The following is a 26,595-nucleotide window of genomic DNA, read 5'->3' on the forward strand; positions in this document are numbered from 1 at the left end:
TTGGTGGAAGAGGCCTCGGCGGCGGCGCAGTCGCTGCAGGAGCAGGCCGGCAGCCTCGTGCAGGCCGTGAGCGTGTTCAAGCTCGACGCGAACGCGGTCGCGACGACCCGCGCCGGCTTCACGCGCATCACGCCGATTCCGAAAGTACCGAAGCCAACGCCCAAGCCGCGTGCGAAGGCGCTGCCCACGCGCCGCGAGCCCACCGGCACGCCGCAGCTCGCCATGGCCGGCGACGCCAAGGGCGACTGGTCGGAGTTCTGAGCAAGTCGGTATGAGTGCACGCGCCCTCAACTTCGGGCGCGCGCTGCCGATAACTACGGGGAGGCATCACGCGATGCCGCTCCCACACACCCCTTTGACAGGTAAAGCCATATGTCCGGAAGCATGTTCTACACAGGTCTGAGCGGCCTCGCGGTCGCCCGCACCGCGCTGATGACCACGGCCCACAACACCGCCAACGTGTACACGGCCGGCTACAGCCGCCAGATTGCCGAGATCGCCACGGCGGGCGGCATCGCCAGCGGCTCGGGCTTCATCGGTTCGGGCGCCAACGTGACGACCGTGTCGCGCAGCTACGACCGCTACCTCACGGCGCAGCTGGCCACCGCGCAGTCGCAGTCGGCCGCGCTCGCCACCAATGGCGTGCAGGTCAACCGCATCGACACACTGCTGGCCGACAAGACCTCGGGCATCGCGCCGCTGATGCAGAGCTTCTTCACCAGCGTGCAGGGCGTGGCCAACACGCCGGCCGACCCGGCCGCGCGCCAGCAGATGATCAGTGCGGCGCAGTCGCTGGCCAGCAAGTTCCGCGCAACCGACCAGTACCTGTCGGACCTGAACACCTCGGTCAACGAGCAGATCGTGGGCAGCGTCAGCCAGATCAACACCTACGCCGCCAAGATCGCCAGCCTGAACCAGCAGATCAGCCAGATGAGCGCGGTGGCCGGTGGCCAGGCGCCGAACGACCTGCTCGACCAGCGCGACCAGCTCGTGAGCGAGCTGAGCCAGGTGGTCGACGTGCGCGTGCTGCAGCAGGACAACGGCAAGTACAACGTGTTCATCGCCACCGGCCAGTCGCTGGTGGTGGGCGACCACGCGTCGAAGATGGCGGCGGTGGCGTCGTCGTCGGACCCGACGCGCCAGGTGGTGGCGCTGTCGGGCTTTGCCGGCAACACCGTCGAGCTCGATGACGGCGCCTTCACCGGCGGCGTGCTCGGCGGCCTCATGGCCTTCCGCAAGGACACGCTGATTCCCACGCAGAACACCATCGGCCGGCTCGCCATGTCGGTGGCCGACGCAGTGAATGCGCAGCACCAATTGGGCGTGGACCTGAACGGCGTACTGGGCCAGAACTTCTTCTCGCAGGCCGTGCCGGGCACGATCGCCAACGCCGGCAACACCGGCACCCTCGAGTTGGGCGCCACGCTGAGCGACGCGTCGAAGCTCACCACCAGCGACTACAACGTGAGCGTCACCGACGTGGCGGGCACGCTCACCTATACGGTCACGCGGCTTTCGGACAAGACGCCGATGGGCAGCTTCACGACCTTCCCGATCAGCTTCGACGGCGTGAGCCTCGCGGCCGCGAGCGGCACGGCGCAGGCCGGTGATTCGTTCCTGGTGCAGCCCACGCGCACCGGCGCGCGCGACCTCGACGTGCTGGTGCGCGACCCGGCCAAGGTGGCCGCCGCGTCGCCCGTGATCACCGGCAACACCGCGGGCAACAAGGGCAGCGGCGTGCTGGGTGCGGCCACCGTCGATGCCGCCTACCCGGGCGCGCCGCTGGCCGGCACCGTCACGCTGAGCTTCAACGCGGGCACCGGCACGCTGTCGGGCTTTCCCGCCGGCTCGGCCGTGACCGTCACGCGCGCCGACGGCACCACCACCAGCTACCCGGCGGGCACACCCGTGCCGTACACGGCGGGCGCGAAGATGAGCTTCGACGGCATCACCGTGGGCATGACGGGCACACCCGCGCAGGGTGACACCTTCACCATCGGCAAGAACACGGGCGGTGTTTCCGACGGCGGCAACGCGCTGCTGCTGGGCGCACTGCAGCGCAAGACCACGATGTCGAACGGCACCGCGACCTTCAACGGCGCCTACTCGCAGTTGGTGAGCGACGTCGGCAACCGCGCCATGTCGATCAAGGTGGCGGCCACCACGCAGGACAGCGTGACCGGCCAGATCAAGGCCAGCCAGCGCGCGATCTCCGGCGTCAACCAGGATGAGGAAACCGGCAACCTGCTGATGTTCCAGCAGATGTACCAGGCCAACGCCAAGGTGATCCAGACCGCCTCGGCGATGTTCGACGCCATCCTCGGCATCCGCAGCTGAGCGCCACACTTCACGCCAAGATTCCAGGACCCGCGATGCGCATCAGCACCCAATCCTTCTACGAACAGAGCCTGCAGTCGATGGGCTTGCAGCAGCAGAAGCTGTTCAAGGTCCAGCAGCAGCTGGCGACCAACTCCAAGTTCTTGTCGGCCGGCGACGACCCGGTGGGCGCCGCGCGCGCGCTCGGCGTGAGCCAGACGCTGGCCGAAGGCGCCCAGTTCGCCACCAGCCGCCAGCGCGCGGCGCTGGCGCTGTCGACGGAAGAGAACGCGCTCGACTCGGTGACGTCGATCCTGCAGCACGTGAAGACGCTGGTCGTGCAAGCCGGCGGCGGCAGCCTCTCCGACGCCGACCGCGCCTCGCTCGCCACCGCGATCCAGAGCAGCCTGGAGCAGCTCGTGGGCGTGGCCAACAGCGACAACGGCAACGGGCAGTACTTGTTCGCAGGTTTCAAGAGCGGCAGCCCGCCCTTCGTGATGGCCGACGGCGGCGGCGTGCAGTACGTCGGCGACCAGGGGGAGCGGCTGATGCAGATCGACGTGGCGCGGCAGATGTCGACCTCGGACGACGGTCGCAGCATTTTTCAGACGGTGCAGGGCGGCGCGGGCTACGTGGCCTCGGGCGCGCCCGCCAACACCGGCTCCGGCGTCTTCGGCGCAGTGAGCACCACCGATGCCACCGCACCGAACCACGGCCGTGACTTCACCATCCGCTTCAACGGCACCGACTACACGGTAATGACCAGGGACACGCCACCCGTGCTCGCCGCGAGCGGCCCGTTCACGGCCGGAAGCCCGATCACGTTCGGCGGTGTGCAGATCGCGATCAGCGGTACGCCCGCCGACGGCGACAGCTTCGACGTGTCGACCGCACAGAACGCCGGCACCGACATCTTCGCGGCCCTGGGCGAGCTGGTGACCGCGCTGCGCGCACCGCTCGATGGCGGCGGCGCCGCAGCCCAGGCGCAGCTGCGCAACGCCTTGAGCACGGCCAACGTGAAGGTGACGAACGCGCACGACAACGTGCTCACCGTGCTGTCGTCGGTGGGCTCACGCCAGGTCGAACTGGAGGCGCTCGACAGCGCGGGTGCGATGAACAAGCTGCAGGAAGAAAGCTACCTGTCCTCGATCGAGGACCTCGATCCGTACGCTGCAATTTCGGATTTCTACCAGCGGCAGGCCTCGTTGCAGGCGACGCAGATGACGTTTGCGCGGTTGAACAGTATTTCGTTGTTCAACTACCTGTGAGCGTGGAAGGGGCGACCGTGGTGACGGTGGCCCCTGAAGAACCAGGCGTTCGCAGGGCCTATGCTTGGCGGTCAAGAACAAGCCCCGTCTCTGCCGGCCACGGCCGCGAGACAACGTCACCATGCACCCGACCGGAACCCTGCGCGGCATTGCCGCGATGCTGTTGGCTTGCGCCTTCTTCGCCTGCATGGACGCGCTGCTCAAGAACCTCGCCGGGCACTACCCGCCGGTGCAGGTGATGGCATTGCGCGGCCTCACCGCGCTGCCGTTGGTGTGCCTGTACATCGCTTGGCGGCGCGAGGCAGCCGGCGTTTTCAACCGCCGGCTGCGTTGGCCTTTGCACCTGCTGCGCACTGGGTTGAACATGGCGATGCTCGTGCTCTTCGTGCATGGCCTGAAGACCCTGGGCCTGGCCGAGGCCTACACGCTCACGTTCATCGCGCCGCTGCTGATGGTGCTCATCGCCGTGCCGCTGCTGGGCGAGTCGATTCTTCCGCGCCATTGGATCGCGATCGGGCTGGGCTTCGCCGGTGTCGTGATCGCACTGCGGCCCGAGCAGGACGCCTTTCTTTCGACGGGCGCCGTGGCGATTCTGGTGGCCGCCGTCTGCTACGCGCTGTCGAACATGCTGGGCCGGCTCATCAGCCGCACCGAACCGAGCACCGCGGTGGTCTTCTGGACCACCGCGGGCATGGCGCTCGGCGGGAGCCTGCTGGCGGCGCCGCACTGGGTGCCGATCCAGGCCGAGCACACCTGGGTGCTCGCAGGCCTGGCCGTCAGCGGCTTCTTGGGCCAGATGGCCATCGCCGAAGCCTTCCGCCACGGCCAGGCCGCAGCCATCGCGCCCTTCGAATACAGCGCGCTCGCGTGGGCGCTGGTGCTGGACTGGGTGTTCTGGCAGGCCGCGCCCGATGCATGGACGCTGGGCGGCGGTGCGTTGATCATTGCGAGCGGGCTGTGGTTGGCGCGAAGCGAGGCGCCACGGTCTGCGCAGAAAAGGCGTAAGGCCGCCTGACCTGAGGCGTCTTGTTCAGGCGTTCCAGATCAGCCTCGCCACCCACCCTTGCCGTTGACTAGCCGCCTGCGAGTGGAGGCGAGAAGCGCAGCGCGTTGAGCACCAGCGAGAACGCGTGCGATGGCTGCCGACGGCTCGGGTAGTACAGGTAGTAGCCAGGGAATGGAGGGCACCAGTCCTCGAGCACGCGCATCAGTTGACCCTTGCCGAGGTGTGGTGCGAACTCCTCTTCGGGCAGGAAGGCGATGCCCAGCCCGGCCAACGCGGCATCCACCATGCTGGGCGAGGTGTTGAAGGTGAGCTGCCCATCGACCCGCACGTTCAACGGCTTGCCGCGTCGCTCGAAGTCCCAGACCCGCAGCCCTCCCGCGGTCTGCATGCGCATGTTGATGCAGTTGTGCGCGAGCAGATCGCGTGGCGTCTTTGGCGGCGCATGGGCCTTGAAGTAGGCAGGAGAGGCCGCCACCGCCATGCGCAGTTGCGGCCCGATCGGCACCGCAATCATGTCCTTGTCGATGGTGTCGCCCAGACGCACGCCCGCGTCGAAGCGGTCGGCCACGATGTCGCGGAATCCGTAGTTGACGTCGAACTCGACCTTGATGTCGGGGTAGTCGCGCAACAGGGGCGTGAGCTTGGGCAGCAGCGTGGTGCGAAGGATGTGTTCGCCGCAAGTGATGCGCACCGTGCCCGCCGGCTTGTCGCGCATTTGCGTCAGCTCATCCAGTTCGGCGTCGATCTCGTCGAAGCGATGGCCGATGGCGTTCAGCAGCCGTTCTCCGGCGGCCGTGGGCGACACGCTGCGCGTGGTGCGCGTGAGCAGCCGGATCTCCAGCCGCGCCTCCAGGCCGCTGATGGCCTGGCTGAGGGCCGATTGCGTGACACCCAGCAGCGAGGCGGCCCGCGTGAAGCTGCCTTCGCGCGCCACCGTCACGAAGTACAGGAGATCGTTCAGATTGCGTTTGACCATGGGGGCAGTCTCCCATCTGGATTGATTAGCCTGACTTATATAGCTTTTAAGAATTCATTAGCTAGTCAGATCGACTGCCGGGGCCGAACATTCAGGGTAAGAGATCCCGCCGGCGGCCTCCCTGGCCGCCGATTTCGACCCCTCACCAAAGCAGATCGAGCAATGAGCAATGCCTTCAACCCGGAACACGCCGCAGAAACCACGCGCAGCCCTGCGTTCGAGCGGCGCGAATTCCTGAGGCAAGCGGGCACTGGCGCCGCGGCGCTGGGCCTCATGTCGGTCACAGGCCATGCCGCTTTTGCGGCGAACATGAAAGCGAGCTCCGACGTGTCCAACGGCGCAGACAACTTCTACAAGAGCGACAAGGTGACGCTGCAGAAGGTCACCTTCAAGAACCAGTACCAGATGAACGTGGTGGGCAACCTCTTCGTTCCCAAGACCTTCGACCGCAGCAAGGCCCACCCGGCGCTCGTCGTGAGCCATCCGATGGGGGCCGTGAAGGAGCAAAGCGCGAACCTCTACGCGACCAAGATGGCCGAACAGGGCTTCGTCACGCTCGCCATCGATCTGCCGGGCTGGGGCGAGAGCGACGGGCCTCGCAACCTTGTGTCGCCGGAGATGTATGCCGAAGCGTTCAGCGCAGCGGTCGATTTTTTGGGGACGCAGTCCTTTGTGGACCGACGCTGCATCGGCGCGATCGGCATCTGCGGCAGCGGCAGTTTCGTGATCAGTGCGGCCAAGATCGATCCGCGCATGAAGGCGATTGCCACGGTGAGCATGTACGACATGGGCGCCGTCAACCGCCATGCGCTTCAGAAATCACAGACGCTGGCGCAGCGCAAGGCCAGCATCGCCGCGGCCGCCGAGCAACGCTATGTGGAGTTCCAGGGCGGTGAAATCGCTGTCGCGGGCGGCACCGATCTGGCGCTGACCGCAGACACGCATCCGATACAGCGCGAGTTCTTCGATTTCTATCGCACGCCGCGCGGCGAGTTCACGCCTGCTGGCGCATCGCCCCAAAGGACCACGAAGCCGACGGTCGCCAGCAACGTCAAGTTCATGAACTTCTATCCGTTCAACGACATCGAGACGATCTCGCCGCGTCCGCTGCTGTTCATCAGCGGCGACCATGCGCATTCCAAGGAGTTCAGCGAAGACGCCTACCGGCGTGCCGCCGAACCGAAGGAGCTGGTGTGGGTGCGGGGCGCCGGCCACGTCGATCTCTACGACCGTGTGAACCTCATTCCATGGGACAAGCTGACCGCGTTCTTCGGCCGGCATCTGGCGCAGACGGTGGCGTTGTGACGGCGCTGCTGTCCGAGGCCGTCGACCGGAAAAGTCGTCCCACGGCCGCGAATTGGAGCGGCGTGTTCGCGATGTCGCTGTGCGTGTTCGCATTGATCGCTTCAGAGTTCATGCCCGTCAGCCTGCTGACGCCGATCGCGGCCGATCTCCATGTCAGCCAGGGCATGGCCGGGCAGGGCATCGCGATCTCCGGTGCGTTCGCGGTGCTGACCAGCCTCTCGGTATCGACGCTCGCCGGCGGCATGAACCGCAAGACCTTGCTGCTGGGATTGACTGCGCTGATGGCCGTCTCAGGCGCCGTGGTCGCGGCGGCGCCTAGCTATTCGGTCTACATGGGGGGCCGTGCGCTCATCGGCGTGGTCATCGGTGGCTTCTGGTCCATGTCGGCCGCCACGGCGATGCGGCTGGTGCCGCCCCGCGAGGTGCCGCGCGCCCTGGCCATCTTCAACGGTGGCAACGCACTGGCCACGGTGATCGCCGCGCCACTGGGCAGCTATCTCGGTTCGGTCATGGGCTGGCGTGGTGCCTTCTTCTGCCTGGTTCCGGTGGCGGTGATCGCCGGGGTCTGGCAGTGGATCAGCCTGCCGGCCATGAGGGTTCAGGGCGGCGCTCCGGGTTCGGGCCATGTGTTCAAGGTGCTGAAGCGCCGCCCCGTCGCCTTGGGCATCGCGGCATGCGGCGCCTTCTTCATGGGCCAGTTCGCGTTGTTCACTTACGTGCGGCCGTTCCTCGAAACGGTGACGCACGTGAACGTGTCGACGCTGTCGCTCATCCTGCTCGTGATCGGCGTGGCGGGGTTTGTCGGCACGGCGCTGATCGGCGCGGTGCTCAAGCGCGGCCTGTACAAGACGCTGATCACCATCCCGATCCTGATGGCGGTGATCGCGGTGACGCTCATTGCCTTCGGCGCGCGGGTCCCGGCCATCGTGGCGCTGCTGGGCGTGTGGGGCCTGCTGGCGACGGCCGCTCCGGTCGGCTGGTGGAGCTGGATCGCCGATGCCATGCCGCACAACGCCGAAGCCGGCGGTGGGCTGATGGTGGCGGTGATCCAGTTGGCCATCGCACTGGGATCGACCGTGGGCGGTCTGCTGTTCGATGCGACGGGCTATCAGAGCACCTTCATCGCGAGTGCCGCCATGCTGCTGCTGGGGGCTTTCCTCGCCTGGTTGACTGCGCGTTCGCAAGCGCGGCAACCGGCATGAGCCGATGGCATGGAATCGCGCTGTGGTGCGGCCTGCTCGTGCTCGGGGCGTGTGTCGCGGCTCCCGCGGCCGCTGTTCAAACGGAGGAATCACGCATGTGGATGACCGTCGGCGAACGCCGCTTCGCCATCACCCTGGCCGACACCGAGGCAGCCCGCGCCTTCGCCGCGATGCTGCCGCTCTCGATCGACATGCCGGACCTCCACAACAACGAGAAGCATGCGGCGTTGCCGCGATCGCTGCCGACGAGCGAGATCCGTCCCGGCACGATCAGAAGCGGCGACCTGATGCTGTACGGGCCGCGAACCCTGGTCGTCTTCTACAAGACCTTCGAATCGCCCTACGCCTACACCCGTCTCGGCCGCGTGGACGACGCCGCTGGGCTGGCCGAGGCGCTCGGCAGCGGCAGCGTGCGGATCGGGTTCTCGACGGACTCCACGCGCTAGACGCGCTTGGCCAGCGGCGTCCGGTATCTCAGGGCTTCGATGACCAGCGCGAGCGCCGGGGACAGATGGCGACGGTTGGCGTAGTACAGGTGATAGCCCGGGAAGCTCGGCCACCAGTCCTGCAGCACCGGAACCAGTCGACCCTCATCGATGTGCTCTTCCATGATGTCGAAAGGCACGTAGGCGAAGCCCATGCCGTCCAGTGCCGCGCGCAGCATCAGGAAGGTGTTGTTGAACACCGTCTGGCCTTGCACCCGCACGCTGACCTGCTTCTTTCCTTTCTCGAAATCCCAGGCGTACAGCCCGCCGTGCGTGGGAAGCCGCAGGTTCACGCAGCGGTGTGCGGTCAGGTCTTCGGGCTTGCGGGGAACGGACTTGCCCGCGAGATAGTCGGGCGAAGCCGCCACCGCCATCCTCAATGCCGGTGCAATCGGCACCGCCACCATGTCCTTGTCGACACGGTTGCCCACCCGCACGCCGGCATCGAACCTTTCGGCTGCGATGTCGGTGAAGCCGTAGTCGACGCTGAACTCCACCTCGATGTCCGGATACTGCTTGAGCAGCGGCATGAGCCGGGGCCACAGCACCGTGGCAATCGCATGGTCGTGCGTGGTGATGCGAACCGTGCCGGCCGGCTTGTCGCGCATCGCGGTGAGGGACTCGAGTTCGCGCTCGATGTCCTTCAGCCGGGGCGCCAGCGTATTCAGGAGCCGGGCACCTGCGTCGGTGACCGAGACGCTGCGCGTGGTGCGCGTCAGCAGGCGCACGCCCAGCCGGGCCTCCAGCGCCAGCATCGAGTGACTGAGCGCCGAGCGCGACACGCCCATCTGGGCGGCGGCACGGGTGAAGCTGCGTTCGCGCGCGACGACGACAAACGCCTGGAGATCGTTCAGGTTTTCTTTGGCCATTGGTGAGCCCTGTTCACATAAGCATCCCGATTTTGCAGTCTTCTCAATCAAGCACCGGGTCCATAAAGTTGCTTCATCGCGTCGCTTCGACAACGGCGACGCACTTCCTTCCATCGACGACCAGGAGCTGACCCCCATGTGCATCCGACCCTTGAAGGCGGCGCTTTACCTCGCAGCCTTGAACGCCATCGGCGCAGGCGCCGAACCTGCGCCGGCACCCGCAGCGGCCCAGCAGCTCGCTAGGGCCGGCAGCCAACCTTCCGCCGTGGGGCCTGCCGAATATTTCACCGGCCGTGTGCGTGTCGACCCGGTGTGGCCCGCCACCGACACCCTCAATGCCTCCGGCGGCCTCGTGACCTTCGAGCCCGGCGCCCGCTCCGCGTGGCACACCCATCCGGCGGGACAGCGCCTGGTGGTCCAGTCGGGTCTCGGACTGACGCAGGAGTGGGGCAAGCCCGTGCAGGAGATCCGCCCCGGCGATGTCGTCTGGTGTCCTCCGGGCGTCAAGCACTGGCACGGCGCCGCGCCCTTCACGGCGCTGGTCCACCTGGCCGTTACCGGCACCGTGGGTGGAAAGAACGTCGAATGGATGGAGAAGGTCACCGATGCGCAATACAACCGACGCTAGGCAGGGCAACGGCGGGGCACTGGCCCTGGCCTTCGCCCTGTCCCTCGCCGCCGCCCCGTGCCATGCCGCCACCGGGTCCCAGGAGCCCACGAACATGAACGCCACGCGCACCGCATCCGAGACGCTCTCGCAGCGCCAGCAATCGATCATCCCCATCGCGGCGTTCGCAGCGGCCGGCGACATCGCCCGCCTGAACACCGCGCTCGAACAGGGACTCGACGCGGGCCTCTCGGTGAACGATGCGAAAGAGATCCTGGTGCAGGTGTACGCCTATGCGGGATTTCCGCGCAGCCTCAATGCGCTGGGCGAACTGATGAAGGTCGTGCAAGCCCGCAAGCAGCGCGGTGTCCAGGACGCGCAGGGGCAGCAGCCCTCGCGCCCCATTCCGACGGGCGCCGCGCTGCGGGCAGCCGGCACGGCCAACCAGACGAAGCTCGTCGGTCAGCCCGTCAAGGGCGCGTTGTTCGAGTTTGCGCCGGCCATCGACGAGTACCTGAAGACGCATCTCTTCGGCGATGTGTTCGAGCGAGACAACCTCGACTGGCCGAGTCGCGAGCTGGCGACGGTCGGAATGCTGTCGGCGCTTGCGGGTGCCGAGTCGCAGCTCCAGTCCCACATGGGCATCAGCATGAACGTGGGCATCACCGCGGCCCAACTGAACCAGCTGACCCAGGTTCTTGCAGACCGCGTCGACGCGGGCGCAGCCCGCAGGGCGCGTGAAGCACTGGACCGCCAGCTGGCCGCACGCCCCGGACGTTGAAATCGCATCGGGAGAAACGCCGCACACTGCGACGCCCGAAACCGCCAGGCGTTCAGGCGCGGATATGCAACGGCGCGAAAGACTTCACCAGGTCGTCCAACGCCTTCAGCTGCGTGAGGAACGGCTCCAGCTGGTCCAGCGGCAGCGCACTGGGGCCGTCGCATTTCGCCTGCGCCGGGTCCGGATGTGCTTCAAGAAAGAGGCCCGCCAGGCCCACCGCCAGGCCGGCCCGCGCCAGCTCGGCCACCTGCTCGCGTCGTCCGCCCGAGGCGATGGCGTTCGCTTCGCGTTGTTGCAGCGCATGCGTCACGTCGAAGATGACCGGCAGGTTTCCCGTGACCTTCTTCATGGTGCCGAAGCCGAGCATGTCCACCACCAGGTTGTCGTAGCCGAAGCAGGTGCCGCGGTCGCACAGGATGACGGGAGAGGTGCCCGCTTCCTTGATTTTCTCGACGATGTTGAGCACCTGCGTCGGGCTCAGGAACTGGGGCTTCTTGACGTTGATGACCTTGCCCGTCTTGGCGAGCGCGACGACCAGGTCCGTCTGGCGGGCGAGGAACGCAGGCAATTGCAGAACGTCGACCACTTCGGCGACCGGTTTCGCCTGCCATGGCTCGTGCACGTCGGTGAGAACGGGCACGCCGAACGCCGCCTTGACGGCCTCGAAGATTCTCAGACCCTCTTCCAGGCCGGGGCCACGGTAGGAATGGATGGAGGAGCGATTCGCCTTGTCGAAACTGGCCTTGAAGACGTAGGGGATGCCGAGCTTTTGGGTGACGCGGACGTACTCTTCGGCGGCACGCAGGGCCATGTCCTTCGACTCGAGGACGTTCACGCCGCCGAACAAGACGAAGCCGTCGCTGTTGCTGACGTTGATGGCGGGGGTGATGGCGACGGTGGTCAATACGAGCTCCTCTGTGGGTGTTGGCTGCATTCTCGCGGTTCAGGTTTCGGCCGCCAACCAGGTCCTTGCAGGGCGTGCCGGGAGTCGACGCGTTCCTCCGTCGTGGCAAATTTCATCCGGGAACACGTCACTGCCTTGAAGGAAAGTCCACGGGTCGCAAGAGCGCCACATGCCCGCTGTGGGCCTTCGCGACGGTATCGCGACGCGCTACAGTCGGCCACAACCCGACCTCGGAGCCACACGTGACACTCGAATGGAAACACTCCACCGATGGAATCGACTGGGAAGAACTTGCTGCCCTGTATCGGGCCGCCCCACTGGGCGAGAAGAAGCCGCTTCATCTGCAAAAGGTCTTCTCGAACAGCATGTTCAAGTGTTTCGTCTACGAGCACACGAAGCTGGTGGCGGCGGGGCGTGCGCTCGCCGATGGTGGAGACTGCTCGTACATCTGCGACGTTGCGGTATTGCCGAGCCATCAGGGCACAGGCGTTGGCAAGCAGGTTGTCAGCGAGCTGGTGGAAATGTCATACGGTCACAAGAAAATCATCTTGTATGCGGTCCCTGGCAAAGAGCCTTTCTACAGGAAGCTCGGTTTCATGCGAATGAAGACGGCGATGGCCATCTTCGAGAATCAGCAGCAGCAGGTGGAGAGGGGCTACCTCAGTGAAACCTGACGCTTGAATCGAGAGGATAAGCACCAGCAAGCCGTTGGTAGCCTTACAGAGGTCTGCTTCCGGGGAAGCCAGTATTTGCAACGGGCCCGAAGCGCTCCTCCAGCCTCAAGAAAGAGCTTCCGTTCTTCGAAATGGCGGAACAGCCGGAAGCATGCGCCCGGCCTCAAGGCCGAAGCCCCTGCGTGAACCGCAGCATGTTCGCCAGCGACTGCGCAAACCGCGGCTCCAGAAACGCCGCCAGGTGCGGCATCAGCAGCTGCAGCATCACCAGCCCCGCCAGCAGAGTCAGCGGAAATCCCACGGCGAAGATGCTGAACTGCGGCGAGGCGCGGTTCAGGATGCCCATGGCGAGGTTGAGCGTGAGCAGCGCGGTGATCAGCGGCAAGGCCAGCAGCAGGCCGCTCGCGAAGATGTCGCCGGCCGCGAGCACCAGGAACATCCAGCCGCCGGCCGCCAGTGGCGCGTCGGCGACGGGCAGCGTGTGAAAGCTCGCGGCCAATGCTTCGAGCATCAGCAGGTGACCATCGAGCGCCATGAATATCAGCATCGCCAACATGTTCAGCAGCCGCGACACCACCATCGTGCTGCCATGGCTCATGGGATCGAAGAAGGACGCGAACGACAGACCCATCTGCAGGCCGATGTACTCGCCGGCGGCCAGCACGGCGGTGAACACGAGCCGCATCGACAAGCCCATGGCGGCGCCGATCAACACCTGCTGCACAAGAATCCAGAAGCCGCCGGCCGACACCACGGGCACCGCCGGCAGCGGCCCGATGGCGGGCGAGATCACCAGCGCCAGCACGGCGGCGATGCCGACCTTCAGCTGCCGCGTCGCCCAGGGCTCGCCGAACACCGGCGCCGTGGAGACCATGGCCAGCATGCGAACGAAGGGCCATAAAAAAGCCACCACCCAGGCTTCAAGCTGGCCCGAGGTGACGGAGAAAGCCGAGGGCGTCACGCCAGCATCTGCGGGATGCCGGCGAACAGGGCGCGCATGTAGTCGAGCATGCGGTCGAGCATCCACGGCCCGGCGATGACCAGCGTCGCGAACACCGCGAGCAGCTTGGGAATGAAGGACAGCGTGGCCTCGTTGATCTGCGTGGCCGCCTGGAAGATGCTGACCACCAGGCCGATCACCAGCGCCACCAGCAGCAGCGGCGCACCCAGCAGCAGCGAGATCTCCATGGCCCGGTGGCCCATGGTCATGACGGCCTCGGGCGTCATGAGTAGAAGCTCTGCGAGAGCGCGCCGATGAGCAGCTGCCAGCCGTCGGCCAGCACGAACAGCATCAGCTTGAAGGGCAGCGCGATCGATGCGGGCGGCACCATCATCATGCCCATCGACATCAGCACGCTCGCCACCACGAGGTCGATGATGAGAAAGGGAATGAAGATGGTGAAGCCGATCTGGAACGCCGTCTTCAGCTCGCTGATGACGAAGGCCGGCAGCAGGATGCGCAGCGGCACGTCTTCGGGCCCCTGCATCTCGGGCGCCTTGGCGAGCCGCGCGAACAGCGCCAGGTCGGTCTCGCGCGTCTGCTTGAGCATGAAGGTCTTGAAGGGCGCGATGCCGCGTTCCAGCGCTTTCTCGGCACTGAGCTTGCTTTCGGAGAAGGGCACGTAGGCCTCGGTGTAGGCCTTGTCGAACACCGGCGACATCACGAAGAAGGTGAGGAACAGCGACAACCCCACCAGGATCTGATTGGGCGGCGAGGTCTGCGTGCCGATGGCGGTGCGCAGCAGGCCCAGCACGATGAGGATGCGCGTGAAACTGGTCATCGACAACAGCAGCGCGGGCAGGAAGGTGAGCGAGGTCAGCAGCACCAGCGTCTGCACGCTCAGCGACCAGGTCTGGCTGCCGCCGGGGCCCGGCGTGCTCGTGAGGCCGGGCAGGCCTTGGGTCCATGCGGCGGCGGGCAGCGTGGCGGCGAGCAGCAGCAAGGCGGTGCGCAGGCCGCGGTACAGGGCACGGCGCGTCATGGCGTGGTGCGCGCCTTGCCGGCGACAGCGTCGCGCAGCTTCTGGGCGAACAGGCCCATCGGTGTCTGTGCCGGCACAGGCATTGCAACAGAAGGCGTTGCCTGCGCCGGCAGCGTGTGCAGCGTGTGGACCTGGCTGCCGGTGACGCCCAGCACCAGCCACTGGCCCGCCACTTCCACCACGACCACGCGTTCGCGCGGGCCGACCATGGCGGTGGACACCACCTTCACCACCTGGCCGCCGCCCAGGCGCTGCAGACCGAAGCGCCGCGCCAGCCACGCGCACAGGAAGATCAGGCCGACCACCGCTGCCATGCCGAAGCCCGCCTGCAGCAGGCCCGCACCGCCGACTGCGGCGGGCGGCGCGGCTTCGCGCACGGGTGTGGACACGGTGGGCAGCGCCGCATGTGCGGCATGCAGGCCCAAAGCGAGCAGCGCGGTTCCCCGCGCTATCAGCGAAGACACCCGCGCCAGGTTCATGTGCGCGCGAGCTTTTGCATGCGCTCGGAGGGCGTGACGATGTCGGTCAGGCGGATGCCGTACTTCTCGTTCACCACCACCACCTCGCCCTGCGCGATGAGGTAGCCGTTGATCAGCACGTCCAGCGGCTGGCCGGCCAGGCCGTCGAGCTCGACCACCGAACCCTGCGACAGCTGCAGCAGGTTCTTGATGGTGATGCGCGTGCGGCCGATCTCGGCGGTGAGCTGCACCGGCACGTCGAGCACGCGCGCGATGTCCACGGGCGTGGTGGCCGATGCAGCCGGTGCGTCCTGGATCTGCTGGAAGACCTGCGCGGTGGCCGGCGCCACAGCCGGCTCGGGCGTGGGCGCGCTGGCCGCGGTCTGCTCGGCCAGTGCGCTGGCCCAGTCGTCCGCGTCGCTGGCGGCAGAGGTGTTGTCAGTCATGGTCGTTCTTCGAATCGCTGTCTTGGTGGGAGATCATGTGTTGCACGCGCAGGGCGTAGCGCTCGTTGGAGGTGCCGTAGCCGCAGGCCATCACGGGCACGCCGCCGACCTTGGCGACCACCGTCGCCGGCAGCTCGATGGGAATGACGTCGCCCACGCGCAGCTTCATGACTTCGCCCAGCGTCGAGGGCATGGTCACGAAGTCGGCGGTGAGCTCGACGTCGGCCGCCTGCATCTGGCGCGACATCTGCGTGACCCAGCGCTTGTCGACCTCGACCTCGTCCTGGATCGGGTTGGACAGCAGGTCGCGGATCGGCTCGATCATCGAATAGGGCAGGCATACGTGCAGGAAGCCGCCGATGGGGCCGAACTCGATCTGCAGCGTGGTGTTGATCACCACCTCGTTGGGCGCGACGATGTTGGCGAGCTTGCCGTGCATCTCGGCGCGCACGTAGTCGAAGTCCAGCGGGAACACGGGCTGCCACGCGTCGCCGTAGCACTGCAGCGACAGGTCGAGCAGGCGCTTGATGATGCGCTGCTCGGTGCGCGTGAAGTCGCGTCCTTCCACGCGCACGTGGTAGCGCCCATCGCTGCCGAACAGGTTGTCCACCACGAGGAACACGAGCTTCGGGTCGAACACGAAGAGCGCGGTGCCGCGCAGCGGCTTCATGTGGATCATGTTGATGTTCGCGGGCACCGGCAGGTGCCGCACGAACTCGCCGAACTGCTGGATCTGCACCGGCCCGACCGAGATGTCGGGGCTGCGGCGCATGAAGTTCAGCAGCGCGCTGCGCAGGCCGCGCGCAAAGCGGTCGTTGATGACCTCCAGCGTGTGCATGCGGTTGCGCACCACGCGGTCGGGCGCGCCGAGGTCGTACGCCGGCAGGCCGTCGGGCGGCAGCGCGGGCGCGGCGGCCTGGTCGAGGTCGCCGCCGGTGACGCCCTGCAGCAGCGCATCGACCTCGTCCTGGGAGAGCACCTGTTCATACGCCATGGATCGCGGGTCCGCTAGCGAGCATCGTCGTCACTGCACGACGAAGGAGTTGAAGGACACGCTCGCGATGCCCAGCTCGGGCAGCCCGTCGGCCAGCGGCGCGTTGAGCGCGCTGTGAATCTCCGCGGCCAGTCGGGCCTTGTCTTCCGACGTGACCAGCGATTCGGGCGGCCGGTTCGACAGCAGCACCAGCAGGCGGCTGCGCAGCTCCGGCATGAACTCGACGATCTGGGCTTTCGCCCGCTCGTCGCGCAGCTTCAGCGCCATGCCGATCTGCAGGAAGCGCGAGCGGCCCTCGGACTGCAGGTTGACGGTCAGCGGCTCCAGCAACAGGAAGATGGGCTTCTCGGGCATCGGCGCCTTGGTCATCTCGGCGGGGGCGGAGTCGGTGAAGCGGGGAAGCACGAAGACATATGCAGCCGCGCCGGCCACGGCCAAGCCGAAGGCGGCCACGAGCCCGATCAGCAGTTTCGAGGTGCGGCGCGAAGCCGGCGGGTCGGTCGCGACCGACGCAGCCGCGGTGGCGGCGGGAGAAGAGGTAGCCATGGTGAAACGGTGGACGGGTCCGATCTATTCTTTGCGAAGTCCCTTGCGGACGAACGGCCGAACAAGCGCACAAAGGCGCTTCACATCCATTCATTGCGGGAGGCGGGCGGGGCGGTTTCAGGCGAAGGTGTCGAGGCCCGGGCCCGTGCGTGCGGTGGCAACGGGGCGGGGTGCTGCCGCTGTCGTGCGGGCGATGTCGGCGGGAGCGGAAGTGCCCTGCGGTCGCCATGCGCCCTGTCGTTGGTTGTGTTGCTGCTGTTGCTGCTGCGCGAACGCCGCGTCCTGCCCGAACGGCGCGCGCGTGTCCGCGCCCACCGAGGTCTGGCCCAGCGTGATGCCCTGTTCCGACAGGCTGGCGCGCAGCTGCGGCAGCGCGGCCTCGACGGCCTTGCGCACGCTCTCGTGCGCCGACACGAACGCGGCCTGCGCCTGGTGCTCGCCGACCGACAGCGTGACCTTCAGCGGGCCGAGGCCGGCGGGGTTGAGGTTCAGCTCGGCCGTGTGCGTGCCGCCGAGGCTCATGCGCGCGAGCTGCTGGCCGAGCGCGGGCGCCCATTTCTCGCTGCCGACTTCGGGGGCGAGCGTGTGCACGGCGGGGCGTGCGGCGGAGCTTTCGGTCGTGCGCTCGGTGGAGACGGTCGCCGGCTGTTGCAGCGCGAACGGCGCGGTGGACGGCGCCGCTGCGGCGTCGCCCGAAGTGCCGGCCGACACCGCGGTGACGGGGGCGGTGTCCGCTGTCGCGGGCTTCGCGTCGCCAGCGGGCTGGGCTTGCGCAGCGGCTGCGAGTTGTTCGGTGGTGGTGGCGCTCACGGTGCGCGGCGCGCCGGCGCGGCCCGGTGCGGCGGTGCCGACGGGCGGGCCTGCGGGTGCGGCGGCCGGCTTCTTGCCATCGACAGCCATCGGCTGCGCGGCCACGGCGGTGCGCACGATCTCGTACAGCGAGGGCGGCGCGGCGTTGTCGGCTTCAGGCGCTGCGCCCTGTACGGCGGCGGTTGCGGGGGGGGCTTCGCTGCTCAAGCGGACTGTGCCTGCAGGCAGGCCGGCTTGGGCGTCGGGCGTGACCGGCGCCGGTGAAGTTTCTGACGCACTGCTGCCCTGCGTGGCCGCGCCTCCCGCGAGCACCAATGCCTGTTGCGGCGTGACGGCTGCTGCAAGAAAAGCGAAATCCGGCTCCGCAGGCGGTGCATCCCGTATCTCTTCAGCGAGATCTGCCTTGCGCGGCGGCTTGGCATCCGCCACCACGGTGTCGGCATCCGACGCCTTCTCGGCCTGGCTCGCACGCGAGCGCTCGAGCGCGGCACCGAACGCGCGACCCTGCGCCTCGTCGGCAGTGCTGCGGCCACGTGCGCCGGCCTGCGCCACCGGCGAGTTGGTGGCAGGCGTGACGGGCGGCGGAATCATGGGAGGCATGTCGGTTCCTGGAGAAGATTCAGTGGGTGGGATGCGCGGCGCGGTCGAAGAACTGGCGGGCGGCGCGTTCGTCGCTGTCGCGCTGTTCGCGCTTGGCCTGCGTCATCAGCTCCTGCGTGCGCACGCGCTCGGCCAGCGTGTCGAACGAGCTGAGGCGGCGCTTCTCGCGCTGCCAGTCGGTACGGCCCCGGTCGAGCTGGTGGCCGGCCCGCTCGGCGATGGCGCGCTGCTGCGCAATCGCGTGGTCGAGCGTGCCGAGAAAGTTGCGGTAGTTGCGCCACTGCGACGACGGCAGGCCGCCGCGCATCAGCGTGTCGAGTTGCGCGTGGTAGTCCTGGCGGTACTGCAGCAGCAGATCGAGCTTCTGCTGCGCGCCCAGGTGCGCGTTTTGCAAAGCGCCCAGGCGGCGCGCGGCGTCGTCGGTCTGGCTCTGCGCCAGGTCGATGAGCATGCCGAGGGGGAGCTTGTTGCTGCTGCTCATGGGCGTCCCGGTGAAGGTGTGTTCGTGAACAGGCTGTCCATGTGGGCGATGGCCTCCTCGTAGCCGGTGCGTTCATGCATCGACTGCTGCAGGAAGGCCTCGATGCGCGGGTACATCGCGATCGCCTGGTCCAGCTGCAGGTCGTGCCCGGGCGCGTAGGCGCCCACGCTGATCAGGTCGCGGTTGCGCTGGTAGCGCGACAGCATCTGCTTGAAGCGGCGCACGGTGTCGAACTGCGCAGGCGGAATCAGCGATGTCATCGCGCGGCTGATCGAGGCCTCGATGTCGATGGCCGGGTAGTGCCCGGCCTCGGCCAGCGAGCGCGAGAGCACGACGTGGCCGTCGAGTATCGCGCGCGCCGAATCGGCGATCGGGTCCTGCTGGTCGTCTCCTTCGGAGAGCACGGTGTAGAAGGCGGTGATCGAACCGCCGCGCCCCTGCGCGTCGCGCGCGCCGTTGCCGGCGCGTTCGACCAGCGCCGGAAGCCGCGCGAACACCGAAGGCGGGTAGCCCTTGGTGGCGGGCGGCTCGCCCACGGCGAGTGCGATCTCGCGCTGCGCCATCGCATAGCGCGTGAGCGAATCCATGATGAGCAGCACGTCCTTGCCCTGGTCGCGAAAGTACTCGGCCAGGCAGGTGGCGTAGGCCGCGCCCTGCAGGCGCAGCAGCGGCGAGTTGTCGGCCGGCGCGGCCACCACCACGGCGCGGGCCAGGCCTTCCTCGCCCAGCGTGTTCTCGATGAAGTCCTTCACCTCGCGCCCGCGCTCACCGATGAGGCCGACCACGATCACCTCGGCGCTGGTGTAGCGCGCCATCATCCCCAGCAGCACGCTCTTGCCCACACCCGAGCCGGCGAACAGGCCCATGCGCTGGCCGCGGCCGACGGTGAGCATCGCGTTGATCGCGCGCACACCCACATCGAGCACGGAGTCGATGGCCGCGCGCGACAGCGGGTTGATCGGCGGCGCCGCGAGCGGCACCTGGCGCGTCACGTCGAGCGGACCGAGTCCGTCGAGCGGGCGGCCGGCCGCATCGACCACGCGGCCGAGCATGCCTTCGCCCACGGGCAGGCGCTTGGTGTGGGCGTCGCCGGTGGCGTTCGGATCGCGCAGGCCGGGCCGCGCGACCACGCGGGCGCCGGGCAACAAACCCGCCACTTCGGTCTGCGGCATGAGGAAGAGGCGGTCGCCCGCGAAGCCGACCACTTCGGCTTCGGCATGCCGCTGCGGATGGCCGGGTGGCAGCTCGATGAGGCAATCGCTGCCCACGGGCAGTTGCAGGCCCACGGCTTCGAGCACGAGGCCGACGGCGCGCGTGAGGCGGCCCGAGGCGGTGGTGGTTGTGCTGCGGGCGACGTCGGCGCGCGCCTGTTCGAGCACAGCGCGCACGCGGTTCAGATGAGGGTTGGAGCCCGCGGTCTGCATGGATTCAGGAGGCGTCGCCACGCAGCGCCGCGCCCACGCGCTCCCAGCGCGTGGCCAGGCTGGCGTCCAGCTCGCCCGTGGCCGACTGCACGCGGCAGCCACCGCGCGCCAGGCTGTCGTCGGCGCGCAGCTGCCAGCCGGCCGCCTCGATCTCGCTGCCCAGGCTGTTCTTTACCAGCGCCATGTCGTCGGGGTGCAGCAGCAGGCGCGGCTCGCCGCGCAGCGCGGGCTCGGCGTGCAGCAGGTCGCGCACCAGCGGCAGCACCCACTCGGGCTCGGCCTGGTAGGTGCGGTGCACCACCTGGCGCGCCACGTCGAGTGCGAGTGCGAGCACAGTCTCGGCCAGTTCGGCTTCGGCGCCGCGCAAGGCTTCGGGCAGCGAGCGGGCCAGCGCGCGCAGGCGTTCGGCGTGCACGCTGGCGGCGGCGAGGCCGGTGGCCAGGCCTTCGGTGTGGCCGACCTGGCGGCCTTCGGCCAGTCCGGCGGCGCGGCCCTCGGCCTCGCCCGCGGCACGCGCTTCCTTGCGGATGCGGGCCAGTTCGGCGAGGTCGACCTTCGGCGCCGAAGGCGCAGGTGGCGCAGAAGGGCGATGCACCGTCTGGCGCGAAAGCGCCGTGCCCGACGGCGCCTTGCCATCGAGCGTGCCCATCTCCCAGCGCTCCCACGCCGAAAGCGCGGGCGTGCCGGCGCCGGCCTGGCGCGCGGCCGCATGGATGGCGGCGAGTCGCTCGCGCGAGCCACCGAAGGCGCCGGGGTCAGACGAAGTCATCGGTGCCAGGCGCCGCGATCACGATCTCGCCGGCGTCCGCCAGACGGCGGGCGACCTGCAGGATGGCCTTCTGTTCGGTCTCGACCTGCGACACGCGCACGGGGCCGCGCAGCTCCATGTCCTCGCGCAGTGTTTCTGCGGCGCGCTGCGACATGTTGCCGAGGAACTTGTCGCGCAACTCCAGCGGTGCACCCTTGAGCGCGATGATGAGCGAGTCGGACTCGATGTCCTTGAGCAGGCGCTGGATGCTACGGTCTTCCAGGCCCAGCAGGTTCTCGAACACGAACATCTCGTCGACGATGCGCTGGGCCAGCGCCTCGTCCTGCTCGCGCACATGGGCAATGGCTTCTTCTTCGACCGTGGTGCTCATCAGGTTGACGATCTCGGCCGCGGTGCGCACGCCGCCCAGGCGGCTGCGGCGCAGGCCCTGGCCGGCGAGCATTTCCGTCAGCACCTCGGTCAGCTCGTTCAGCGCCGAAGGCTGCACGCCGCCGAAGGTGGCCACGCGCATGATCACGTCGTGGCGCAGGCGCGCGGGCAGCTTCTCGAGCACCTCGGAGGCCTTCATGCGGTCCAGGTGCACCAGCAGCGTCGCGAGGATCTGCGGGTGCTCGTCGCGGATGAGCTCGGCCACCTCGCCGGCCTCGAGTTCGTTCAGGCGCTCGATGCCGCCGTGCGGTTCGTCGGGCTGCAGGATGTCCTCGAGCAGGTTGCTCGCGCGGTCGTCGCCCAGCGCCTTCTTGAGCACGGCGCGGATGTAGCTGGTCGAGCCCAGGTGCAGCGCCGACAGCTGCTCGGTCTCCTGGCGGAACTCGGCCAGCACCGAGGCCAGCTCGTCGCGCGACACCGCGCTGAGCTTCGACATCGCCAGGCCCAGCGCCTGCACCTCGGAGGTGGGCAGCAGGTGCAGCGCGGCGGCGGCGCGGTCTTCGCCCAGCGCCATGAGCAGGATGGCGCTCTTGCGGGTGCCTGCTTCGCTGCTAGTCATCGGTGTGCATCCAGTGCTGGATCAGGGCGGCCACGAGCTTGGGGTCCTTGTCGGCGGTCTGGTGGGCGTAGTCCATGTCGGCCTTCTGGCGTGCGGACTCGCGCTGCTGCAGTGTTTCTTCGGGGTCGTCGGGGGGCGCAGCGGTGTCCGTGGTGACTGCAGTGGCAAGCTGCGCGGGTGGCGGCGGTGCCAGGTGCCGGCGCATCAGCGGACGCAGCATGGCGAACCAGGCGAAGAGCGCGAGCAGGCCGATGAGCAGGTACGGGCCCAGCGCCTTGGCGAGCGCAAGGTTGTCGCGGTCGCGCCAGAACGGCAGCTCGGGCGCGGGGCCGGCCTCGGCGTCGCGGGCAAAGGCACTGTTGACCACGTTGAGCGAATCGCCGCGCTCGGTGCTGAAGCCCATCGCTTCCTTCGCGAGGTTGCGGATCTGCGCCAGCTCGGCCGGCGTGAGGGCCTGCGTGCCGGCCTTGCCCGCGGCATCGACCGTGTCGCGGTGGTTCACCACCACGGCGACCGACAGGCGCTTCACGCCGCCGGCGGCCTGCTGCACGTGGCGGATGGTGCGGTCGAGTTCGTAGTTGGTCGTGACGTCCTTGCGCGTGTTGCTCGGGCCGGCCGGTGCGGTGGCGGGTGCGGGTGATGCGTTCGGCGTGTTCGGCGCATTCGCCGGCCGGGGCGTGGTGATCGGCGCCGTCGGGTTCACCGGCGGCTGGTTCGACAGCGCGCCCGGCACGCCGCCTGGCGGCACGCCGTTGTGCTGCGCCGATTCGCTCGACTGCTGGCTGCGGATCGCGGCCTGCGCCGGGTCCTGGTTGGGCTTGTATTTTTCGTCGGTGTGTTCGACCACCGAGAAGTCGATGTCGGCCGCGACCTGTGCGCGCACATTGCTCGCGCCCACCAGCGGCTGAAGAATGGCCTCGATGCGGCGCACGTAGCCCTGCTCGATCTCCTGCGCGTACTTGAGCTGGCTCACGTCCAGCCCCTGGCTGGTGCCGCGCGCCGACGACAGAAGGTTGCCGCGCTGGTCGACCACCGTCACGTTCTTGGCGTCCAGGTCCGGCACGCTGGCGGACACCATGTGCACGATGGCGCTCACCTGGCCTTCGTCGATGCTGCGCCCGCGCATGAGCGTGAGCACCACCGAGGCCGAGGGCTTCTTCTGGTCGCGCACGAACAGCGAAGGCTTGGGCAGCGCCAGGTGCACGCGCGCCGCCTCGATGGTGCCGATCGATTCGATGGAGCGCGCCAGCTCGCCTTCGAGCCCGCGCTGGTAGTTGACCTGCTCGGCGAACTGGCTGGTGCCGAACTTCTGGTTGTCCATCAGTTCGAAGCCCACGCCGCCGGCCTTGGGCAGGCCCTGCGCCGCGAGCTTCAGGCGCGTTTCCGCGACCTTGTCGCCCGCGATGAGGATCGCACCGCCGCCCTCGGCGAACTTGTAGGGCACGTTCATCTGCTGCAGCGACGCGATGATCGCGCCGCCGTCGCGGTCCGACACGTTGGTGTAAAGCACCTTGTAGTCGGGGCCGCGGCTCCACAGTGCAAAGGCGGCCACCACCGTCACCAGCGCCGCGGCACCGATGATCAGCGGCAGGCGCGGTTGCGCCCGCATGCGTTCCAGCATCGGGGGCAAAACGCTGCCGCCTGCCGGCAGGCTGCCCGTGGGCGTGGCCGTGCTCATCGGCGCGCCTTCGCCGTGGCGGTTGCGCCGCACAGGGCTGGCGCCGGGGTGAGAAAGAGGATTCGGTAGGGGGATGTCATTCCAGGGGCCGGCGATCTCGGCCAGGGCCTGTTCGTTTCGCGAACGATTTTCAGCAGGCACCGCCCGATTCGATCGGTCGAACAGCCGGGGGTTTTGCCCTCAGTTGCGCGTTTGAATCGGGGTCTTCCCTTGGTACGCTGCCTGCCGGTTGGAGGGCTCGCGCGCTCCGTGTCACGTCAGCTGGAAGTGAGATTTTTCCCATGTCCTCCATCAATGCCATCGAATCCGTCCTGCAGCAGATGCGCGCCACCGCACTCGCCAGCGGCATGGGGCCCGCGACCTCTGCGCCCGCCGGCGCGGGCGGCTTCGCGGCCGAGCTGCAGCGCTCGCTCGCCAACATCAGCGGCGCGCAGCAGCAGGCCTATGCGCAGGCCGAATCGTTCGAGCTGGGCAAGCCCGGCGTGGCGCTCAACGACGTGATGGTCGACCTGCAGAAGGCCAACGTGGCGTTCCAGACCGGGCTGCAGGTGCGCAACCGGCTGGTGACGGCGTACCAGGAAATCATGGGCATGCAGGCATGACGAGGCGCAAGGGCGGCATCGAACTTTTTTCGTCGCCGCCCTAAAGGTTTGCGGACACCCGCCGATATCCCCTTCAACGATGGCTTGAGTCTCACCGTGGAAGCGGGTCCAGCGTTACGGCCGATGGCCGGAGTCCACAACCTTTTGTCAATCAGGAGTCGAACATGGCGCAAGTCATCAATACGAACAGCCTTTCTCTTCTCACGCAGAACAACCTCAACAAGTCGCAATCGGCCCTGAACACGGCCATCGAGCGCCTGTCGTCCGGCATGCGCATCAACAGCGCCAAGGACGACGCGGCCGGCCAGGCCATCGCCAACCGCTTCACCGCCAACATCAAGGGCCTGACGCAAGCCTCGCGCAATGCCAACGACGGCATCTCGATCGCGCAGACCACCGAAGGCGCGCTGACCGAAGTCAACAACAACCTGCAGCGCATCCGCGACCTGTCGGTGCAAGCCGCCACCGGCACCAACTCGGCCACCGACCTGGACTCGATCCAGTCGGAAATCGGCCAGCGCCTGGACGAAATCAACCGCGTCTCGGAACAGACCCAGTTCAACGGCGTGAAGGTGCTGTCGGCCAACGCCGGCAAGCTGACGGTGCAAGTGGGCGCGAACGATGGCGAAACCATCGACATCGACCTGAAGGAAATCAGCGCCAAGACGCTGGGTCTGGACGGCTTCAATGTGAACGGCACGGGCACGACCCAGAACAGCAAGGCCACGGTCACGAATCTGATCGGTGCCGGCGGCGCGGAAACCGCCGTGGGTTCGGGCATCTACCGCGTCACGACCAACCACACCGCAGTGACGGCCGAGCAGGCCATCGGCGCGATGAAGGACGGCAACCAGGTCACCGTCGGCACCGCCATCTACAAGTACGACGAAGCTGCCGGCAACTTCAAGACCGACAAGACGGTCCTCTCCGCCGGCGTCGCCGCCTTCGCAGGCGGCCTCGTGCCCGCGGCCGGCAAGACCGTGTCCGGCACGTACACCAACGCAGCAGGCAGCTCGACCGACTTCGAACTCGCCAGTGACGGCTCGATCACGGTGGGCGGCGCCAAGGCCTATCTGGCCGACGGCAACCTGACCACCAACAATGCCGGCGGTGCAACGGCCGCCACGGCCACGGCGCTGTTCGACGCAGGCGACGACTCCCTCGCAGCATCGAGCATCTCGATGGGCGGCAAGACCTACAACTTCGGCGCCGGCGCTGCCTCTGGCTTCAGCTACACCGACACCGTCACCAAGGACCAGGTCCTGACGGCCGTGGCAGCAGCTGCCGCACCGGTGACTGTGGGCCTGGGCTCGGGCATTTACGCTTCGACCGTCACGCTGGCTGCCGCCGGCGGTGCTTCCACCGACACGTGGATGGACGCCCAAGGTGAGATGACCAAGACGGGCGCGAGCTTCACGACCGACTACGCTGTGAACGCCGTCAACGGTGAAGTCACCGTCGATGCAACGACGGGCACGGGCAAGTACGCCGCTGCCGCCGGCGCTGTCGCCTATGTCAACTCGGCTGGCAAGCTGACGACGGAAACGACCAGCAAGGGCAGCAAGACGGCCGACCCGCTGGCAGCGCTCGACAAGGCCCTGGCCAAGGTCGACGCCCTCCGCGGTTCGCTGGGTGCGGTGCAGAACCGTTTCGACTCGGTGATCGCCAACCTCGGCACCACCATCACCAACCTGTCGTCGTCGCGTTCGCGCATCGAAGACGCGGACTACGCCGTCGAAGTGTCGAACATGACGCGCGCGCAGATCCTGCAGCAGGCCGGCACCTCGGTGTTGGCACAGGCGAACCAGACGACGCAGGGCGTGCTCTCGCTGCTGCGTTAATTCGCGAAGAACGCCGGGTGCACCTCACGAGGGCGGCGCCCGGTGTCTTTCCTTTTTGCTCGCAGGCCTTCGGTGAGATCCGAAGCTGCCTGCGTTGTCCTGTGCGGCCATGTTGTTGGCGAGGCCGCACAGGACAACGAACTCCAGAAGAAGAAACGGAACACAGACCATGTCCCAGCCCGTACCCGCCGCCTCTGCCGTGGAAAGCCCGTGGCTGCAGCAACTGCTCGCCGGCCGTGCCGGTGGCGCGGTCCCGGCCGCCGCCGAAGCCACCGCACTGCGCAAGGCCGAGGTCGAAGAGGCGACGCCCGTGCAGATCGAGATGGCGGTGAAGTCCGTCAATGCATCGCTCGAAAGCCGTTCGATCAGCCTGCAGTTCGAGGTCGACCGCGACACCGACCAGCTCGTGGTCAAGGTGGTCGATCGCAGCAACGGGGAGGTCATTCGCCAGATTCCGACCGAAGAGGTCGTTCGCATCGCCAAGGTCATGGACCGGCAGGCCGGGCTGCTGGTGCGCCAGCAAGCCTGAACCCACGCGCTTCCAGACCTTCTTCATTTCATACGCTTTTCAGGACACCCTCGA

Annotated in this window: 28 protein-coding genes and 1 pseudogene; 13 read left to right on the forward strand and 16 right to left on the reverse strand. The window is 67.7% G+C overall.

Annotated features, from left to right (window positions below):
- The 4 genes and pseudogenes from ASD34_RS28255 to ASD34_RS14370 form a co-directional block, all read left to right on the forward strand.
- A pseudogene (locus tag ASD34_RS28255) lies at positions 1-261 on the forward strand (methyl-accepting chemotaxis protein); the annotation flags it as partial.
- Between the two features lie 123 nt (positions 262-384).
- The gene (flgK, locus tag ASD34_RS14360) at positions 385-2,337 is read left to right on the forward strand and encodes a flagellar hook-associated protein FlgK (protein ID WP_235510071.1); all 1,953 of its coding nucleotides are present in this window, start codon (positions 385-387) and stop codon (positions 2,335-2,337) included.
- Positions 2,338-2,372: 35 nt separating this feature from the next.
- Complete coding sequence (gene flgL, locus ASD34_RS14365; RefSeq protein ID WP_056578530.1) at positions 2,373-3,584, forward strand: flagellar hook-associated protein FlgL; 1,212 nt, start codon at positions 2,373-2,375, stop codon at positions 3,582-3,584.
- Positions 3,585-3,705: 121 nt separating this feature from the next.
- Positions 3,706-4,599, forward strand: coding sequence for a DMT family transporter (locus tag ASD34_RS14370; protein WP_056578533.1), 894 nt, complete (start codon positions 3,706-3,708; stop codon positions 4,597-4,599).
- Between the two features lie 58 nt (positions 4,600-4,657).
- Here ASD34_RS14370 and ASD34_RS14375 read toward each other — a convergent pair whose 3' ends face one another.
- Complete coding sequence (locus tag ASD34_RS14375) at positions 4,658-5,566, reverse strand: LysR family transcriptional regulator (RefSeq protein WP_056578536.1); 909 nt, start codon at positions 5,564-5,566, stop codon at positions 4,658-4,660.
- A 273-nt stretch (positions 5,567-5,839) separates the two neighbouring features.
- Here ASD34_RS14375 and ASD34_RS14380 point away from each other — a divergent pair, with 273 nt between their 5' ends.
- The 3 genes from ASD34_RS14380 (at position 5,840) to ASD34_RS14390 (ending at position 8,519) form a co-directional block, all read left to right on the forward strand.
- Positions 5,840-6,871 carry an alpha/beta hydrolase gene (locus ASD34_RS14380; RefSeq protein WP_157609735.1) on the forward strand — a complete coding sequence of 344 codons (1,032 nt, stop codon included), beginning with the start codon at positions 5,840-5,842 and terminating at the stop codon, positions 6,869-6,871.
- A 71-nt stretch (positions 6,872-6,942) separates the two neighbouring features.
- Positions 6,943-8,073 (forward strand): MFS transporter, encoded by a 1,131-nt coding sequence (locus ASD34_RS14385; protein ID WP_056582354.1) that lies wholly within the window; start codon positions 6,943-6,945, stop codon positions 8,071-8,073.
- A gap of 95 nt (positions 8,074-8,168) precedes the next feature.
- Entirely contained in the window at positions 8,169-8,519 is a 351-nt protein-coding gene (locus ASD34_RS14390) for a cyclophilin-like fold protein (protein WP_082548692.1), read from the forward strand.
- Here ASD34_RS14390 and ASD34_RS14395 read toward each other — a convergent pair.
- Positions 8,516-9,427, reverse strand: coding sequence for a LysR family transcriptional regulator (locus ASD34_RS14395; protein ID WP_056578543.1), 912 nt, complete (start codon positions 9,425-9,427; stop codon positions 8,516-8,518). The genes ASD34_RS14390 and ASD34_RS14395 overlap by 4 nt on opposite strands.
- A gap of 136 nt (positions 9,428-9,563) precedes the next feature.
- Here ASD34_RS14395 and ASD34_RS14400 point away from each other — a divergent pair, with 136 nt between their 5' ends.
- Positions 9,564-10,055, forward strand: a complete 492-nt coding sequence (locus ASD34_RS14400; RefSeq protein WP_056578546.1) for a cupin domain-containing protein — start codon at positions 9,564-9,566, stop codon at positions 10,053-10,055.
- A gap of 94 nt (positions 10,056-10,149) precedes the next feature.
- Positions 10,150-10,815: a carboxymuconolactone decarboxylase family protein gene (locus ASD34_RS14405; RefSeq protein WP_056578549.1), complete on the forward strand. Its 666-nt coding sequence runs from the start codon at positions 10,150-10,152 to the stop codon at positions 10,813-10,815.
- A 52-nt stretch (positions 10,816-10,867) separates the two neighbouring features.
- On the opposite strand, the gene kdsA is transcribed toward ASD34_RS14405, so the two are convergent.
- Positions 10,868-11,719 (reverse strand): 3-deoxy-8-phosphooctulonate synthase, encoded by an 852-nt coding sequence (gene kdsA / locus ASD34_RS14410; RefSeq protein WP_056578552.1) that lies wholly within the window; start codon positions 11,717-11,719, stop codon positions 10,868-10,870.
- Between the two features lie 242 nt (positions 11,720-11,961).
- Between kdsA and ASD34_RS14415 the strand changes: the two genes are divergently transcribed.
- Complete coding sequence (locus tag ASD34_RS14415; protein ID WP_056578555.1) at positions 11,962-12,393, forward strand: GNAT family N-acetyltransferase; 432 nt, start codon at positions 11,962-11,964, stop codon at positions 12,391-12,393.
- A 163-nt stretch (positions 12,394-12,556) separates the two neighbouring features.
- Here the strand turns inward: ASD34_RS14415 and fliR are convergent, their stop codons facing one another.
- The 13 genes from fliR to fliF form a co-directional block, all read right to left on the reverse strand.
- Complete coding sequence (gene fliR, locus ASD34_RS14420; RefSeq protein ID WP_056578558.1) at positions 12,557-13,354, reverse strand: flagellar biosynthetic protein FliR; 798 nt, start codon at positions 13,352-13,354, stop codon at positions 12,557-12,559.
- Complete coding sequence (gene fliQ, locus ASD34_RS14425; RefSeq protein ID WP_056578561.1) at positions 13,351-13,620, reverse strand: flagellar biosynthesis protein FliQ; 270 nt, start codon at positions 13,618-13,620, stop codon at positions 13,351-13,353. The genes fliR and fliQ overlap by 4 nt, the downstream gene beginning before the upstream one ends.
- The gene (gene fliP, locus ASD34_RS14430) at positions 13,617-14,348 is read right to left on the reverse strand and encodes a flagellar type III secretion system pore protein FliP (RefSeq protein WP_414929887.1); all 732 of its coding nucleotides are present in this window, start codon (positions 14,346-14,348) and stop codon (positions 13,617-13,619) included. The genes fliQ and fliP overlap by 4 nt, the downstream gene beginning before the upstream one ends.
- A 23-nt stretch (positions 14,349-14,371) precedes the next feature.
- Positions 14,372-14,854, reverse strand: a complete 483-nt coding sequence (fliO, locus tag ASD34_RS14435) for a flagellar biosynthetic protein FliO (protein WP_056578567.1) — start codon at positions 14,852-14,854, stop codon at positions 14,372-14,374.
- The gene (fliN, locus tag ASD34_RS14440; protein ID WP_056578569.1) at positions 14,851-15,279 is read right to left on the reverse strand and encodes a flagellar motor switch protein FliN; all 429 of its coding nucleotides are present in this window, start codon (positions 15,277-15,279) and stop codon (positions 14,851-14,853) included. Before fliN ends, fliO begins: the two co-directional genes overlap by 4 nt.
- Entirely contained in the window at positions 15,272-16,273 is a 1,002-nt protein-coding gene (gene fliM / locus ASD34_RS14445; protein WP_056578572.1) for a flagellar motor switch protein FliM, read from the reverse strand. The genes fliN and fliM overlap by 8 nt, the downstream gene beginning before the upstream one ends.
- A gap of 30 nt (positions 16,274-16,303) precedes the next feature.
- On the reverse strand, positions 16,304-16,819 hold the full coding sequence (locus ASD34_RS14450; protein WP_056578574.1) for a flagellar basal body-associated FliL family protein: 516 nt from the start codon (positions 16,817-16,819) through the stop codon (positions 16,304-16,306).
- Between the two features lie 117 nt (positions 16,820-16,936).
- Positions 16,937-18,229, reverse strand: a complete 1,293-nt coding sequence (locus ASD34_RS14455) for a flagellar hook-length control protein FliK (protein WP_157609688.1) — start codon at positions 18,227-18,229, stop codon at positions 16,937-16,939.
- 19 nt (positions 18,230-18,248) lie between these two features.
- Positions 18,249-18,710, reverse strand: coding sequence for a flagellar export protein FliJ (gene fliJ, locus ASD34_RS14460; protein ID WP_056578580.1), 462 nt, complete (start codon positions 18,708-18,710; stop codon positions 18,249-18,251).
- Complete coding sequence (gene fliI / locus ASD34_RS14465) at positions 18,707-20,134, reverse strand: flagellar protein export ATPase FliI (protein WP_056578583.1); 1,428 nt, start codon at positions 20,132-20,134, stop codon at positions 18,707-18,709. Before fliI ends, fliJ begins: the two co-directional genes overlap by 4 nt.
- A 4-nt stretch (positions 20,135-20,138) precedes the next feature.
- Positions 20,139-20,903, reverse strand: coding sequence for a flagellar assembly protein FliH (fliH, locus tag ASD34_RS14470; protein WP_056578586.1), 765 nt, complete (start codon positions 20,901-20,903; stop codon positions 20,139-20,141).
- On the reverse strand, positions 20,890-21,891 hold the full coding sequence (fliG, locus tag ASD34_RS14475) for a flagellar motor switch protein FliG (RefSeq protein WP_056578589.1): 1,002 nt from the start codon (positions 21,889-21,891) through the stop codon (positions 20,890-20,892). The genes fliH and fliG overlap by 14 nt, the downstream gene beginning before the upstream one ends.
- Positions 21,884-23,569 carry a flagellar basal-body MS-ring/collar protein FliF gene (gene fliF / locus ASD34_RS14480; protein ID WP_056582355.1) on the reverse strand — a complete coding sequence of 562 codons (1,686 nt, stop codon included), beginning with the start codon at positions 23,567-23,569 and terminating at the stop codon, positions 21,884-21,886. Before fliF ends, fliG begins: the two co-directional genes overlap by 8 nt.
- A 281-nt stretch (positions 23,570-23,850) precedes the next feature.
- Here fliF and fliE point away from each other — a divergent pair, with 281 nt between their 5' ends.
- The 3 genes from fliE (at position 23,851) to ASD34_RS14495 (ending at position 26,541) form a co-directional block, all read left to right on the forward strand.
- Entirely contained in the window at positions 23,851-24,171 is a 321-nt protein-coding gene (fliE, locus tag ASD34_RS14485) for a flagellar hook-basal body complex protein FliE (RefSeq protein ID WP_056578592.1), read from the forward strand.
- Between the two features lie 164 nt (positions 24,172-24,335).
- A complete protein-coding gene (locus ASD34_RS14490) occupies positions 24,336-26,012 on the forward strand; it encodes a FliC/FljB family flagellin (protein WP_056578595.1) in 1,677 nt (558 codons plus the stop codon).
- A 169-nt stretch (positions 26,013-26,181) separates the two neighbouring features.
- Entirely contained in the window at positions 26,182-26,541 is a 360-nt protein-coding gene (locus ASD34_RS14495) for a flagellar protein FlaG (RefSeq protein ID WP_056578597.1), read from the forward strand.
- Positions 26,542-26,595: the final 54 nt, after the last annotated feature.

This window comes from Variovorax sp. Root473 (assembly GCF_001426505.1).
GTDB lineage: Bacteria > Pseudomonadota > Gammaproteobacteria > Burkholderiales > Burkholderiaceae_C > Variovorax.